Genomic DNA, 14283 nt, shown 5'->3' with positions numbered 1-14283 from the left:
TTCCAGCTCGATCCGGGCTAAGGTGTTCCGTATACAGAACGCCGCACCGGTGTTCGTGAGGAGGCGACGTGTCCGAGGAGACTACCCACGGCCCCGTGCTGGCCGGCGTGGTCACCGCGGTGGTCGGGTTCAGCAGCTCCTTCGTGGTCTGTCTGGCCGGCCTCACCGCGGTCGGCGCGACCGGCCGGCAGGCGGCGTCCGGCCTGCTCACCCTGCTCGTCACCCAGGCCCTCGGGATGCTCTGGCTCTCGGTCCGCTACCGGATGCCGATCACGCTCGCCTGGTCCACCCCCGGCGCGGCGCTCCTCGCCACGACCACCGGCGTCACCGGCGGCTGGTCGGCCGCGGTGGGGGCCTTCGCCGCGACCGGCGTGCTCATCGTGCTGACGGCACTGGTGCCGAAGGTCGGCGACCTGGTCGCCGCGATCCCCCACAGCCTGGCCCGGGCGATGCTCGCCGGCGTGCTCCTGCCGCTGTGCCTGGCCCCGGTCACCGCCCTGGTCGACTCCCCCGCGGCGGTCGCCCCGCTCGTCGTCACCTGGCTGGTGCTGCTCCGGCTCGCGCCGCGCTGGGCGGTGCCCGGCGCGCTGCTGGTCGCCCTGGTGACGGTCCTGGCGACCGCGCGGATCGACACCGCCGACCTCGCGCCGCACCTCGCCTGGACCACGCCGACCTGGTCCCTCTCCGCGCTGGTCGGCATCGCCCTCCCGCTGTACGTCGTCACCATGGCCTCGCAGAACGTGCCCGGCGTCGCGGTGATGAGCGGCTTCGGGTACCGCGTCCCCTGGCGCGCCTCGCTCGCCGTCACCGGGGTCGGCACCGTCGTCGGCGCCCCCACCGGCGGGCACGCGATCAACCTCGCCGCGATCAGCGCCGCGCTCGCCGCCGGTCCGACCGCCGGCCCGGACCCGCGCCGGCGCTGGATCGCCTCGGTCGTCGCGTCGATCACCTACCTCGTGCTCGCCGTCGCGAGCACCGCCCTGGCGACCCTGGTCGCCGCGGCCGCCGACGGCGTGATGCAGGCGGCCGCCGGCCTGGCCCTGCTCGGCACGCTGGGCGCCGCGCTCGCCGAGGGCCTGGCCGACCCCGCCGAGCGCGAGCCCGCGGCGGCGACGCTGCTGGTCGCCGCCTCCGGGGTCAGCGTGCTCGGGATCGGCGCGGCGTTCTGGGCGCTGGTCGCCGGGCTGCTGCTGCGCTGGTTCCTGCGGGCCGGGCGGGGCGCGGACCTCAGGCCGTCTGCGCGAACATCGTCGACCTCAGCCCGAACCTGACCCGGAACTGGTCGCCGGTGAGGGGCGTGCCTTGCGGGAGCGAGCTGCCCTTGACCGTCACGCCGGTGACCCGGCCGCCCTGAGCGGCGTCCTTGGTGATGTCGAGTCCGGTGAAGTCCCCGATCCCCGGGAACTGGGCCTCGATCGCGTCATCGGTCAGCACGACCTGCCAGGCGTTGTTGGGGTTGCCCGAGGTCGCCTCGTAGGGGTCCGGCTTCGCGACCTGATAGGGCAGGCTGCCCGCCGCGGTCCAGCCGCCGTTGCTCGACGAGAACTGCGTGAACGCCGGCAGCCCGCCGTAGGTCCGGATCTGCCCGGCCGTGGCGGCGATGGCGGCGTCCGCCTCCGGCACCTCGACCGCGACGCCGCGGTAGACCTGCGACTGGGTGGTGTCGTAGACGTCGAAGGCGCCGCGGTCGTTGTTGTCGCGCTCGAAGATCGCATAGGTGCGGGCGGCGACGGCCTGGGCCTGGACGGCCTGGGCGCTCCACTTCGCGGGCATCTCGGAGGGCACCACGCCGCGCAGGTACTTCTCGACGCTCAGCACGTTGACCGTGTCGCGGCCCTGCCCGCCGGCGGGGATCACGGAGCGGATCTTGCCGCGGTAGTCGACCGCACCGCCGGGCACGTAGAGCCGCAGGGTGCCGCCCTTGCCCTTGAACTCGGCCTGGCCCGGGATGATCCGGACCTTGTGCCAGCGCCTGGTCTTCACCGACAGCTTGGTGTCGGCACCGTGGGCGGTCAGCTTCCAGCGCTTCGCGCCGCGCTTGCCGAGCTTCCAGGACTTCCCGGTCGCGAGGCTGCGGACCTTCAGCTTGGCGCGGTGCTGGACCACGACATTGCTCGTGGTGTCGGCGGTGATCAGCACCTTGACCGAGCCGCCGCCGATGCCGGGCGCGGTGCCCGGGTAGTAGAAGTCGAGGATCTGCGCGGCACTCAGGCCCTGCTCGGCCGCTCCCTTCGCACCCCACTGCGAGAGGCCCTTGCCGTGGCCCCAGCCGCTGCCGGTGAGGGTGACGGTCTCCGGCCCGGCGGCCGGCGCCGCGGACGCGGCGGGCAGCGAGCCCGGCGCGGTCAGGCCGAGGGCGAGCCCGGCGGCGAGAGTGGTGACGGTTCCCGGGAACAGACGCATCGTCCGAGAGTAGCCGCCGGTTGAAAGGCCAGGTGCCGCTCGCAATAGGCTTTGACCATGACCGAGCCCGACAGCACGCAGACCCCGGACCCGACCGACGCCCCCGCCGGCGCCGTGGTCGTACCGGACAAGCCCGCGCTGGAGGGCCTCGAGGAGAAGTGGGCGCAGCGCTGGAAGGACGCCGACACCTACGGCTTCGACCGCACCCAGCCTCGCGAGAACGTCTACGCCATCGACACCCCGCCGCCGACCGTGAGCGGCAGCCTCCACGTCGGCCACGTCTTCTCTTACACCCACACCGACCTGATCGCCCGCTTCCAGCGGATGCAGGGCAAGTCCGTCTTCTACCCCATGGGCTGGGACGACAACGGCCTGCCGACCGAGCGCCGGGTGCAGAACTACTTCGGCGTGCGCTGCGACCCGTCGCTGCCCTACGACGCCGACTTCACGCCTCCGGAGAAGCCGGACCCGAAGCGCCAGATCCCGATCAGCCGGCCCAACTTCATCGCCCTGTGCGAGCAGCTGGTCGAGCAGGACGAGAAGGTCTTCGAGGACCTGTGGCGCACCCTCGGCCTGAGCGTCGACTGGAACACGACCTACACCACGATCGGCACCAAGGCCCAGACCGTCAGCCAGCGCGCCTTCCTGCGCAACCTGGCCCGCGGCGAGGCCTATCTCCAGGAGGCGCCGACCCTGTGGGACGTCACCTTCCAGACCGCGGTCGCCCAGGCCGAGCTCGAGGCGCGTGACTACGCCGGCGCCTACCACCGGGTCGCCTTCCATTCACCTGCGCAGCCCGACGGCTCGCCGGGCAAGCCTGTCTATATCGAAACCACGCGTCCCGAGCTGATCCCCTCCGTCGTCGCGCTGATCGCGCACCCCGACGACGAGCGCTACGCCGACCTGTTCGGCACGACCGTCACCTCGCCGGTCTTCGGCGTCGAGATCCCCGTGCTGGCCCACGCCGCCGCCGAGAAGGACAAGGGCGCCGGCATCGCCATGTGCTGCACGTTCGGCGACCTGACCGACGTGCAGTGGTGGCGCGAGCTGCAGCTGCCCGTGCGCACCGTCATCGGCCGCGACGGCCGGCTGACCCGCGAGACCCCCGAGTGGCTGTCCTCGGAGCGGGCCACGGCGGCGTACGAGGACCTCCAGGGCAAGACCGTCCACTCCGCCCGCGAGGCGATGGTCGCGAAGCTCAAGGAGTCCGGCGACCTCGACGGCGACCCGAAGCCCACGCAGCGGATGGCGAACTTCTACGAGAAGGGCGACAAGCCGCTCGAGATCGTCTCCACCCGCCAGTGGTACATCCGCAACGGCGGCCGCGACGCCGGCGTCCGCAAGCAGATGCTGGAGCGCGGCGCGGAGATCGACTGGCTGCCGCCCCACATGAAGCACCGCTTCGACAACTGGGTCGGCGGCCTCAACGGCGACTGGCTGATCTCGCGCCAGCGCTTCTTCGGCATCCCGTTCCCGGTCTGGTACCCGCTCGACGCCGAGGGCGAGCCCGACTACACCCGGCTGCTGCTGCCCACCGAGGCCGAGCTGCCGATCGACCCGTCGACCCAGGCGCCGGCCGGCTACACCGAGGAGCAGCGCGGCAAGCCCGGCGGCTTCATCGGCGACCCCGACGTGATGGACACCTGGGCGACGTCCTCGCTCACGCCCCACATCGCGGGCGGCTGGGAGTCCGACCCCGACCTGTGGTCGCGGGTGTTCCCGATGGACCTGGCCACCCAGGCCCACGACATCATCCGCACCTGGCTGTTCTCCCGGGTCGTGCGCGCCCACTTCGAGAACCACGTCGCGCCGTGGTCGCACGCCATGATCTCCGGCTTCATCGTCGACCCCGACCGCAAGAAGATGTCGAAGTCCAAGGGCAATGTCGTCGTGCCCAACGAGATCCTCGACAAGTACGGCGCCGACGCGGTCCGCTGGCGCGCCGCGATCGCCCGTCCCGGCCTGGACTCGCCGTTCGACGAGACCCAGATGAAGGTCGGCCGCCGGCTGGCGATGAAGGTCCTCAACGCCTCGAAGTTCGTCCTCGGCAGCGTGGGCGCCACGACGTTCAGCACCGCCGCGGTCAGCCAGCCGGTCGACACCGCCCTGCTCGGCCGCCTCGGCGGCGTGGTCCGCCGGGCCACCGAGGCGTTCGAGGCCTACGACTACACCACCGCGCTCGAGGTCAGCGAGAAGTTCTTCTGGGAGTTCTGCGACGACTACCTGGAGCTGGTCAAGGAGCGCGCGTACGCCGGCGACGGCGACGCCTCCTCCTCCGCCCGCGCCACCCTCGCGCTGGCCCTGCAGGTCCAGCTCCGGCTGCTCGCGCCCTTCCTCCCCTATGTCACCGAGGAGGTCTGGTCCTGGTGGCAGGACGGCTCGGTCCACCGCGCCGCCTGGCCCAGCGTCACCGAGCTCGGCTCCCCCGCCGCCTCCGACGGCTCCCTGATCGACGCCGTCGGCTCCGCCCTGTCCGGCATCCGCGGCGCCAAGTCGGCCGCCAAGGTCAAGATGCGCGCCCCGCTCGCCCGGGTCGAGATCACCGGCCCGGCCCGCCTGGTCGACGCTGCCGAGAAGGCCGCCGACGACCTGCGCCGCAGCGGCAACGTGGTCGGCGAGCTGGTGTTCACCGTCGCCGAGGACGCCACCGAGCTGAGCGTCACCGCCGAGATCGCCGAGGAGCCGGCCGAGTAGGCGCCCGATGGGTGGGGCCCAGGTCGCAGGGAGTCGGATTCATCACGGGATGTAGGTGAATCCGAGGTTCTGTAGCGGAACTCCACTACGGAACCACCGAGTCGCCTACATCCCGTGATGACCCACCGGCCACGGAAGACTGGCGTTGGTGTCACACCCACGACGCAGAGTCGCGGTACCGAGGTACCCAACGCTCCAACCGTCGAGCCGTCATCGCCGGTCGGCCAAGATCGTCCCAGATGAACCGAACGACCCGGAACTGAGTGGCCTCCCGGATGGCGTCCTCGCGCTTCTTCTCCTCGAAGACGGCGTCTCCCGGCTGCTGCCCGTCGCGAAGCAGTCGCCCGTACTTGATCTTCCCGTCGAACTCACCGAGGGTCTTGTGTTGGGGCCACGCCCAGTCGCAGATGCCCAGCAGCTGATCGTCGACCCCACGGACCTCCCACTGAAGTTCGGGTGCCGGAAACCCCAGTACGCGGAACCACCACCGACCGCGGCTCTCGCCGACCGACCCCGCGCGCCCGTCGGCCATGCGGACCAGGATCTGGAGATGTCGCATGAACGGCCAACTCAGCATGCGCTCGTGCTCGGCACGAAGCTCGGCCAGGTCGAACAGCATCGACCTGAGCCCGGCATCGAGTACGCACAGTGCCACCTCGTCTTGGTGTCGAGAGGCCGCCTCGAGCACGCATCGCTCAGGGCGCAGCACCTTACCGAAGGCTGTCTCGAGGATGTCGCCGACAACAGCCCTCCCTTCATGATGGACGACGTCGCCCTCGATCCGCCCCTGGGCGCCGTCAAGCCGCGTGACGTGCACCCGACTCAGGTCGATCCCCCACGCGTCGATCCCGTGGGCAATGACGCCCGAGCCGTGGCTCAGCGCCACTGCATCCCCCAGGGAACGGAGGACGGCACGCGATCTCACGACATGTCGACGCACCTCGTCCGAAGTCGCCCACTCATCCGCGAATGCGTAGAAGCCCCGCCGGAACCGGACCCAATGGCCGGCCCGGACCAGCCGGGTGAGGTCGTTGTCGTCGTAGCCGGCATTGATCGCCTCACGGCGGGTGAAGAAGCCACACTCCGAGGCGACGATACGCAAGGGATCCATGCCCCGAATCGTTGCCGGACAGGGGCGGCTTCCCCGGCGTCGCGCCCGCGGCCTGTGGATGACCGCACCCCGTACGCCCGCCTGTGGACACTCGATGCCCCGGCAGTGGATTCATCACGGGATGTAGGCGAACCCAAGCTTCTCTAGTGGAGTTCCGCTACAGAAGCGGCTGTTCGCCTACATCCCGTGATGAATCCGGAGCCACCATGCAACCGGCTGACGCGCAGGACTTGCTCAGGCCGACTTCTTCTTCTTGGTCTCGCGCAGCACGAGCGTGGGCGCGACGTCGTCCTCGACGACGTCCTTGGTCACCACGACCTTCTCGACGTCGCCACGGCTGGGGACGTCGTACATGACGTGGAGGAGGACCTCTTCGATGATCGCGCGCAGGCCGCGGGCGCCCGTGCCGCGCTCGAGGGCCTTGTCGGCGATCGCGCCGACGGCGTCCTCGGTGAACTCCAGCTCGACGCCGTCGAGCTCGAACAGCTTCTTGTACTGCTTCACCAGGGCGTTGCGCGGCTCGGTGAGGATCTGGACCAGGGCGTCCTGGTCGAGCGGGCTGACGCTCGCGATCAGCGGCAGGCGGCCGATGAACTCGGGGATCAGCCCGAACTTGGTGAGGTCCTCGGGGCGGACCTGGGCGAGCAGGTCCTCGGCGGCCCGCTCGGCCTCGCCGCGCGGCTCGGCGGTGAAGCCCAGGGACTTCTTGCCGACGCGCTGCTCGATGATGTGCTCCAGGCCGGCGAAGGCGCCGCCCACCACGAACAGGATGTTGGTGGTGTCGATCTGGATGAACTCCTGGTGGGGGTGCTTGCGGCCACCCTGGGGCGGCACCGAGGCGGTGGTGCCCTCGATGATCTTCAGCAGCGCCTGCTGGACGCCCTCACCGGAGACGTCGCGCGTGATCGAGGGGTTCTCGGCCTTCCGGGCCACCTTGTCGATCTCGTCGATGTAGATGATGCCGGTCTCGGCCTTCTTGACGTCGTAGTCGGCGGCCTGGATCAGCTTGAGGAGGATGTTCTCGACGTCCTCGCCGACGTAGCCGGCCTCGGTCAGCGCGGTGGCGTCCGCGATCGCGAACGGCACGTTGAGCATCCGGGCCAGCGTCTGGGCGAGATAGGTCTTGCCGCAGCCGGTCGGGCCGATGACGAGGATGTTGGACTTCGCAACCTCGACGACCTCGTCCTTGCTGTGCTTGCCCGAGATGGGCTGCACGCCGGCCTGGACCCGCTTGTAGTGGTTGTAGACCGCGACCGCGAGGGACTTCTTGGCCTGCTCCTGCCCGATGACGTACGAGTTCAGGAACTCGAAGATCTCCTTGGGCTTGGGCAGGTCCGCGAGCTCGACCTCGGAGCCCTCGGCGAGCTCCTCCTCGATGATCTCGTTGCACAGGTCGATGCACTCGTCGCAGATGTAGACACCCGGACCAGCGATGAGCTTCTTGACCTGCTTCTGGCTCTTGCCGCAGAACGAGCACTTCAACAGGTCGCCACCGTCACCGATGCGTGCCACGGGTCCTCCTCACAATCGAACTACCCGACGGTACCCCCTGCCACGCTCCGGCGGGAGCGTGACACGAGGGGTACGTCGGGCTCATCGGTCTTCTTGGTCGTCGCCTGAGCCGGGGCTCAGACGAGCGCCGGGGTCTTCAGGGACTCGAGCACGGAGTCGATCAGGCCGTACTCGATCGCGCCCTGGGCGGTGAGGATCTTGTCGCGCTCGATGTCACGGCTGACCTCGTCGATGGACTTGCCGGAGTGGTCGCTGATCATCTTCTCGAGCAGCTCGCGCATGCGCAGGATCTCGTTGGCCTGGATCTCGATGTCGGAGGTCTGGCCGAAGGTGCCCTCGGTGTAGGGCTGGTGGATCAGGATCCGGCTGTTGGGCAGCGCGAGCCGCTTGCCCTTGGCGCCCGCGGCGAGGAGGATCGCGGCCGCCGAGGCCGCCTGGCCGATGCACACCGTCTGCACGTCCGGCTTGATGAACTGGATCGTGTCGTAGATGGCGGTCAGCGCGGTGAAGGAGCCACCGGGGCTGTTGATGTAGATGCTGATGTCCTGGTCGGGGTTCATCGACTGCAGGCAGAGCAGCTGGGCGATCACCGCGTTGGCGACGTCGTCGGAGATGGGAGTGCCGAGGTAGATGATGCGGTCCTCGAACAGCTTGGCGTAGGGGTCGATGCGGCGGAAGCCGTAGGAGGTCCGCTCTTCCCACTGGGGGATGTAGTAGTTCATGGCGTGATCACTCAGTCCTTCTTGTGGGCCGGGCGGCCCTCGTCGGACGCCTCGCGGGCGCTCTTGATGACCTGGTCGACGAGGCCGTACTCGAGGGCCTCCTGCGCGGTGAACCAGCGGTCGCGGTCGGCGTCCTCGGTGACCTGCTCGACGCTCTGGCCGGTGTGCTCGGCGATGAGGTCGAGGAGCACCTTCTTGATGTGGAGCGACTGCTGCGCCTGGATCTTGATGTCGGAGGCCGAGCCGCCCATGCCCGACGAGGGCTGGTGCATCATGATCCGCGCGTGGGGCAGGGCGTAGCGCTTGCCCTTGGCGCCGGCGCACAGCAGGAACTGGCCCATCGAGGCGGCCAGGCCCATGCCGACCGTGGCGACGTCGTTGGGGATGTAGTTCATGGTGTCGTAGATCGCCATGCCGGCGTCGACGGAGCCACCCGGGCTGTTGATGTGCAGGAAGATGTCGGCCTCGGGGTCCTCGGCCGACAGCAGCAGCAGCTGGGCGCAGATCGCGTTGGCGTTCTGGTCGCGGACCTCGGAGCCGAGGAACACGATCCGCTCACGGAGCAGCCGGCTGTAGATGTTGTCGTCGAGGAAGCTGATCCCCGCTCCGCCGTTCATCTGCGGGTTCAGCTCATGACCGCGCGCTGACTGGTGAGCGTCACCGGGAAGATTCTGAGTCACGCGAGTGACCCTAGCCGGAGCGGGAGACAGAACCACGCGTTCGGCACCGCTGTTCGCCGACAGCAGATTCGCTTCGCGAGCCGCCGCGGCGGGTGTGGCCGCGTGCGTCCGCTCCACGGGTAGCCTGCCGGGAGTCCGGAACCCGAGCGCTCCAGGAGGTCCCATGCCCGCGGCTCCCACCATCCGCCGACTCGCCGCCCCCGTCGCCGCCGTCGTCGTGGCCGCGCTGGGCCTGAGCGCCTGCGAGGCGAGCGACGACGAGCCGAGGAAGCCGGCCGCGAGCGGGGGTGCCGAGCCCGCGGCCGCCGTCCTTCGGGAGCCCGCGACGACCTGGGAGCTGCGGGCCGACTCGGTGCTGCCGGGCGGGCGGTTCGCTCCGCTCGCGCCCGTCGGCGACGACGAGGTGCCCCAGCCGGGCGGCGTGGTCGTGGGCGAGGTCCTCGTCGCCGCCATCACCGACCAGGGCAAGGACGACGCCGCCGGCGCCGGCACTCCCCTGCTGGTCGGCGTGTCCGGTGCCGGGAAGGTGCTCTGGCGCGGCCAGGACTACGGCGGCTGCTGGACGCCGGATCACGCCGCTCTCTACTGCAGCCGCGGCGACGCCCTGGTCAAGGTGAACGCCGAGACCGGCGGCGCGGGGCCGGGCGCGAAGGTGAGCGTGGCCCCCGGCAGCAGCCCCGTCCTCGACGACGGCGTGCTCTACGTCGTGACGACGCCGCCCGGCACCGACGACACCGCCTACCCGCCGCCCTTCGCGGTCGCCGCGCTCGACGCCGACACGCTGCGGAGCGTCTGGCCCGACGGGCCGGTCGGCGGTGGCGAGCTCGCCGGCTTCGGCGCCGGCTCCCCCGCGCTCGACCTCTCCGGCGACGAGGTCGCGGTCGCCGCCTGGAAGGACACCCCCTCCGGGCAGCCGGACGCCACGCAGTTCGAGCTCGACAGGGCGAGCGGCAAGGTGCTCGGCAGCACCCACCTCGGCAAGAGCGCCTTCTTCGAGCGCCCGTGGACGGTGCGCCGCGGGTTCGGCAACGACAAGCTCGAGGTGCTCCAGGGCGACGAGGTGCTGCTCCAGCTCAAGGGGCAGCCCTGGGACACCCAGGACCAGCGGCTGACGACCACCGACGGCAGGCTCGGCCTCGGCTCGTCGCTGTACGACGTCACCACCGGGAAGCCGGTCTGGGAGCGCACCGACCTCGGCGACGACCTCGCCGGGTGGCGCTGGACCGAGGATCGCGCGCAGGTCGCGGTGACGGCGTACGACGCCAAGGCGGGCAAGATGCTGACGACCTACCTCGACGCCGACACCGGCAAGACCCTGTGGTCCGGTCCCGGCACCGACCTGGCGCCGACCGAGACGCCCGACGCCTTCGTCCAGGTGGCGAGCGACTACGCCACCACGTGGACGGTCCAGGCGCTGGACCGCAGCTCCGGCGCGGTCGCGTGGGAGAAGGACATCAGCGCGATCGGCAAGGAGGGCTACGACGACGGGATCTCCCCCGGCGGCCCGTACGTCTCCCCCAGCGCCGTGTGGGCGGTCGGGTCGAGCACCCTGGTCGGGTTCACCGGCTTCGCCGGCTGACCGCGCCGACCGACCGCTCAGCGCTCGGCCGCGGCCTTCAGCCCGGCGAGCGTGGTGGCCATCCCGGCCTCCAGCTCGTCGGCGTGGCCGTCGTTGCCGCCCAGCAGCAGCGGCGCGACGATCCGGCTGCCGAGGCTCAGCGAGCGCGGGACCGGACGCCGGTGGACCACCCGGGTGCGCTCGCCGTCGGCCGGGTCGGCCGGGTCGGCCTCGAGCTCCCAGACCCACCGTGCCCCGCTCGACGGGGTGTCCCACACCAGTCGCCGGCCCGGCACGACCTCCGCCACGACCGAGCGGGTCGGCCACACCACGGCCTTGCGCCGGTTGATGCCGAGGTACCACTGACCGACGCGCAGGCCGCCCGGCTTCAGCGGCACCATCCGCACCGTCTCGGGGCTCCACGCGGCGAGCTGGCCGAAGTCGGTCAGCAGCGCCCACACGTGCGCCGCGGGCGCCTCGATCACGGCCTCGGCGCGCAGCTCGCGCGCGGCGTTCCTCGTCATGCGGGCCATCATCGCGGCGTACGCCGGGCCCCACCACCTCCCACGGGAGGAGATGTCAGGCCAGCCAGCGCGCCAGCGCGGTGTGCACCTCGGGGTGGTTGAGCAGCCCGAAGTGGTCGGTGCGGCCGAGATGGAGCACGTCGGCGCCGGGGAAGAGGTCGGTGCCGCGCCGGTCGCGGCCGACCGCGGAGCGCGGCGTGACCAGCAGGTCGCCCACGGCCTGCGCCAGCGGGTGGCGCGCGGAGCGGGTCAGGGTGGCCGAGACCAGGTGGTAGCGGGCGTGCGGCAGTGGCGGCACGTCCTGGGCGAGGCCCTCGATCAGGTCGTGGATGCCGGGCGCCTGCCGGTCGATGATCCGGCCGAAGGCGGCCACCTCGGGCGCCCGGGCGAGGGTGCGGCTGGCGTGGTCGGCGCCGACCGCGAACCACGACCCGAGATGGGGCGTGCCGAGGGTGACGACATCGCTGACCAGGCGCGTCCACGCCGCGGGCCCCTGCCCCTCGGCGACCACCGCCGAGGACGCACGCAGGATCAGCCCGCCCAGCGAATGGCCCACCAGCGCGATCCGGGTGACCTCGGTGGGCCAGGCGTCGACCAGTCGCTGCAGCAGCGACGCCAGCACCACGCCGTTCTCGCGCAGCGGCAGCCCGGTGTTGGCGCGCAGGTAGACGGGGGTCCAGCCCCGCCCGGCCAGGCTCTCGCCGTACGTCGAGCCGACGCGGTCGCGGTGCCGGTTCCAGTAGGCCTCGTTCTCGCACAGTCCGTGGAGGAAGACCACGATCCGCCCGGTCGCCTCCGGGAAGGCGCGGCTCACGCCGGCCGGGGTGAGCGGCACGTCGCGCCCGTCGCGCCGCACGCCCATCTCGATCGCCAGGCGCGGCCGGTCGCGCCGGATCTCCTCGCCGATCAGCCCGTTGACGGCGGCGTTCACGAACCGTCCGCGCGGCCCCGCCTCCAGCTCCGGCCCGAGCCCGGCGGGAAGCCGGGACAGTCCCCTGCTGGCGCCACGGAAGCCGAGCCCGACGGCGCCGTAGACGGTGGCGGCGATGCCACGGTGCAGCACCTCGGCCGGGAGCGCGGCCGGGCCGACGCCTCGGCGTACCAGACCGTGGGTGCGGCGCGCGATCGCCTGGTGGGTGTCGCGGGCGGTCGCCACGACCAGGTCGTCGACCACCGCGCTCGCCAGGGCGAGGGCGTCGACGACGGTGGGGGCAGTGCTCATGGCCGCCAGCCTACCGGATCGAGTGAACAGTCGTGCACTCAATCGGTCCCGTCATGCACCGCACCCGGCATCCCGGTCGCGCCTTCGCGAGAAGGGCGACCCGAATGCCGGGTGCGACGAGCGACGGGAGGCGGGAGGCTCAGGCCTCGGCGGGGGCCTCGTCGTCGGCGGCAGCCTCGTCCTCGGCGGCGTCGGGCTCACCGATGGTGCCGTCGGCCTGCAGGTTCTTCAGCTCGACCACGTTGCCGGCGCCGTCCTTCACGGTGGCGCCCTCGACGAGCAGCTGGAGCGCCTTGCCGCGGCGGATCTCCTGGACCAGCTCGGGCACGTGGTTGTGCTCGAACATGTGGTTGACGAACTCCTGCGGGTCCTGGCCGGACTGCTGCGCACGACGGATCATGTGCTGGGTCAGCTCGCCCTGGTCGACGCCCATCTCCTCCTTGTCGGCGATGTCGTCGAGCAGGAACTGGGCGGCCACGGCGTCGCGGACCCGACGCTCGAGGTCGGCCTCGAACTCCTCCTGGGTCTGCTTCTCGTCCTCGAGGTACTTCTCGAGCGTCATCCCGGCCATCACGAGCTGCTGCTCCAGGTTGGCGCGACGAGCGTTGAGCTCCTCGGTGACCATGGCGTCGGGCAGCGGGATCTCGACCTTCTCCAGCAGCGCCTCGAGAACGGCGTCGCGGGCCGCGGCGGCCTGCTCGAGCCGCTTGCCGCGGGTCAGCCGCTCGCGCACGTCGGCGCGCAGCTCGTCCAGGGTGTCGAACTCCGAGGCCTCCTGGGCGAAGTCGTCGTCGAGGTCGGGGAGCTCCTGCTCCTGGACCTGGGTGACCTTGACGGCCACCTCGACGTCCTGGCCCACCAGGTCGCCGGAGACGAGCTGGGTGGTGAAGGTCTTCTCGTCGTCGACGCCCATGCCGACCAGCGCCTCGTCGAGGCCGTCGATCATGCCGCCGTTGCCGACCTTGTAGGAGAAGCCGGAGATCTCGGCGCCGTCGACGACCTCGCCGTCGTTGGTGGCGACCAGGTCGATGACCACGAAGTCGCCGTCCTGGGCCGGGCGCTCGACGTCGATGAGGGTGCCGAAGCGCTCACGCAGCGCCTCGACCTGCTCGGCGACGTCCTCGTCGGTGACCTCGAGGTCGTCGACGGACGCCTCGATGCCGTCGTACGACGGGAGCTCGAACTCCGGCTTGACGTCGACCTCGGCGGTGAACTCGAGCGGGCCCTGGTCGTCGTACTTGAGGACCTCGACCTCGGGCTGGGCGAGGGGGGTGAGGTTGTTCTCCTGGAGCGCCTCGGCGTACTTGCTGCCGAGGATGTCGTTGAGGGCCTCCTCACGGGCGGCTCCGGGGAACTGGCGCTCGATCACCTGGGGCGGGACCTTGCCGCGGCGGAAGCCGGGGACGTTGATCTGCTTCGCGATCTTCTGGTACGCCGCGTCGAGGCTCGGCTTGAGCTCCTCGAAGGGCACCTCGACGGTCAGCTTGGCCCGGGTCGGGCTCAAGGTCTCGACGGCGCTCTTCACAGGTGTTCTCCTACTTGTACTTGTCCGGGATGGTGCACGGGCCGCCAGGCCCGCCGATCAGGGCGATCTGTCGGGGCGACAGGACTCGAACCTGCGGTCTCCTGCTCCCAAAGCAGGCGCGCTAGCCACTACGCTACGCCCCGCGGAACGGCCCGGCGCTCGGGTGGACGGACCGCACTTCGAGGGGATGACGGGAATCGAACCCGCGTAATCAGTTTGGAAGACTGAGGCTCTACCATTGAGCTACATCCCCGACGGTCCCGACCGGGCTCGCGCCCGGCTGAAGACCACGCGCAATCGTGCCACACGCCCGCGCAAGTGCCCCAACCCGG

The 14283-nt window shown here is 71.0% G+C and carries 11 protein-coding genes and 2 tRNA genes; 3 read left to right on the top strand and 10 right to left on the bottom strand.

Going from position 1 to position 14283, the window contains the following annotated elements; all coding sequences use genetic code 11:
* Nucleotides 1-68 precede the first annotated feature (68 nt).
* Nucleotides 69-1271: a benzoate/H(+) symporter BenE family transporter gene (locus tag JOD66_RS21170; protein WP_204838780.1), complete on the top strand. Its 1203-nt coding sequence runs from the start codon at nucleotides 69-71 to the stop codon at nucleotides 1269-1271.
* Here the strand turns inward: JOD66_RS21170 and JOD66_RS21165 are convergent.
* The gene (locus JOD66_RS21165; RefSeq protein WP_204838779.1) at nucleotides 1228-2403 is read right to left on the bottom strand and encodes a SpoIID/LytB domain-containing protein; all 1176 of its coding nucleotides are present in this window, start codon (nucleotides 2401-2403) and stop codon (nucleotides 1228-1230) included. The genes JOD66_RS21170 and JOD66_RS21165 overlap by 44 nt on opposite strands.
* Nucleotides 2404-2460: 57 nt before the next feature.
* Between JOD66_RS21165 and valS the strand changes: the two genes are divergently transcribed.
* Nucleotides 2461-5097 carry a valine--tRNA ligase gene (gene valS, locus JOD66_RS21160; RefSeq protein ID WP_204838778.1) on the top strand — a complete coding sequence of 879 codons (2637 nt, stop codon included), beginning with the start codon at nucleotides 2461-2463 and terminating at the stop codon, nucleotides 5095-5097.
* Between the two features lie 151 nt (nucleotides 5098-5248).
* On the opposite strand, the gene JOD66_RS21155 is transcribed toward valS, so the two are convergent.
* The 4 genes from JOD66_RS21155 to JOD66_RS21140 form a co-directional block, all read right to left on the bottom strand.
* The gene (locus JOD66_RS21155) at nucleotides 5249-6208 is read right to left on the bottom strand and encodes a type IV toxin-antitoxin system AbiEi family antitoxin domain-containing protein (RefSeq protein WP_204838777.1); all 960 of its coding nucleotides are present in this window, start codon (nucleotides 6206-6208) and stop codon (nucleotides 5249-5251) included.
* A gap of 234 nt (nucleotides 6209-6442) precedes the next feature.
* Nucleotides 6443-7720 carry an ATP-dependent Clp protease ATP-binding subunit ClpX gene (clpX, locus tag JOD66_RS21150; RefSeq protein WP_204838776.1) on the bottom strand — a complete coding sequence of 426 codons (1278 nt, stop codon included), beginning with the start codon at nucleotides 7718-7720 and terminating at the stop codon, nucleotides 6443-6445.
* Nucleotides 7721-7836: 116 nt separating this feature from the next.
* Nucleotides 7837-8442 (bottom strand): ATP-dependent Clp protease proteolytic subunit, encoded by a 606-nt coding sequence (locus tag JOD66_RS21145; RefSeq protein ID WP_204838775.1) that lies wholly within the window; start codon nucleotides 8440-8442, stop codon nucleotides 7837-7839.
* An 11-nt stretch (nucleotides 8443-8453) separates the two neighbouring features.
* The gene (locus JOD66_RS21140) at nucleotides 8454-9059 is read right to left on the bottom strand and encodes an ATP-dependent Clp protease proteolytic subunit (RefSeq protein WP_205126488.1); all 606 of its coding nucleotides are present in this window, start codon (nucleotides 9057-9059) and stop codon (nucleotides 8454-8456) included.
* Nucleotides 9060-9285: 226 nt separating this feature from the next.
* On the opposite strand from JOD66_RS21140, the gene JOD66_RS21135 reads away from it, so the two are divergent.
* Nucleotides 9286-10701, top strand: a complete 1416-nt coding sequence (locus JOD66_RS21135) for an outer membrane protein assembly factor BamB family protein (RefSeq protein WP_204838774.1) — start codon at nucleotides 9286-9288, stop codon at nucleotides 10699-10701.
* Between the two features lie 17 nt (nucleotides 10702-10718).
* Here JOD66_RS21135 and JOD66_RS21130 read toward each other — a convergent pair whose 3' ends face one another.
* The 5 genes from JOD66_RS21130 to JOD66_RS21110 form a co-directional block, all read right to left on the bottom strand.
* Nucleotides 10719-11204, bottom strand: coding sequence for an SRPBCC family protein (locus tag JOD66_RS21130; RefSeq protein ID WP_204838773.1), 486 nt, complete (start codon nucleotides 11202-11204; stop codon nucleotides 10719-10721).
* Nucleotides 11205-11259: 55 nt separating this feature from the next.
* Complete coding sequence (locus JOD66_RS21125) at nucleotides 11260-12426, bottom strand: esterase/lipase family protein (protein WP_204838772.1); 1167 nt, start codon at nucleotides 12424-12426, stop codon at nucleotides 11260-11262.
* A 139-nt stretch (nucleotides 12427-12565) separates the two neighbouring features.
* Entirely contained in the window at nucleotides 12566-13951 is a 1386-nt protein-coding gene (gene tig, locus JOD66_RS21120) for a trigger factor (protein ID WP_204838771.1), read from the bottom strand.
* 70 nt (nucleotides 13952-14021) lie between these two features.
* A tRNA-Pro gene (locus JOD66_RS21115) sits at nucleotides 14022-14094 on the bottom strand.
* 39 nt (nucleotides 14095-14133) lie between these two features.
* Nucleotides 14134-14204, bottom strand: a tRNA-Gly gene (locus JOD66_RS21110).
* Nucleotides 14205-14283: the final 79 nt, after the last annotated feature.

Origin of the sequence: Nocardioides nitrophenolicus (assembly GCF_016907515.1) — a bacterium.
In the GTDB taxonomy this organism is placed as follows: Bacteria; Actinomycetota; Actinomycetes; order Propionibacteriales; family Nocardioidaceae; genus Nocardioides; species Nocardioides nitrophenolicus.
Note: the sequence above shows the minus strand (reverse complement) of the source record. Positions and strands in the feature narration are given on the sequence as shown.

Excerpts from the sequence above, each read along its gene's own strand:
- valS (WP_204838778.1), top strand. The coding sequence starts at position 2,461 with ATGACCGAGCCCGACAGCACGCAGACCCCGGACCCGACCGACGCCCCC.
- JOD66_RS21130 (WP_204838773.1), bottom strand. The coding sequence starts at position 11,204 with ATGACGAGGAACGCCGCGCGCGAGCTGCGCGCCGAGGCCGTGATCGAG.
- JOD66_RS21145 (WP_204838775.1), bottom strand. The coding sequence starts at position 8,442 with ATGAACTACTACATCCCCCAGTGGGAAGAGCGGACCTCCTACGGCTTC.
- JOD66_RS21140 (WP_205126488.1), bottom strand. The coding sequence starts at position 9,059 with ATGAACGGCGGAGCGGGGATCAGCTTCCTCGACGACAACATCTACAGC.
- JOD66_RS21125 (WP_204838772.1), bottom strand. The coding sequence starts at position 12,426 with ATGAGCACTGCCCCCACCGTCGTCGACGCCCTCGCCCTGGCGAGCGCG.
- JOD66_RS21165 (WP_204838779.1), bottom strand. The coding sequence starts at position 2,403 with ATGCGTCTGTTCCCGGGAACCGTCACCACTCTCGCCGCCGGGCTCGCC.
- JOD66_RS21155 (WP_204838777.1), bottom strand. The coding sequence starts at position 6,208 with ATGGATCCCTTGCGTATCGTCGCCTCGGAGTGTGGCTTCTTCACCCGC.
- JOD66_RS21135 (WP_204838774.1), top strand. The coding sequence starts at position 9,286 with ATGCCCGCGGCTCCCACCATCCGCCGACTCGCCGCCCCCGTCGCCGCC.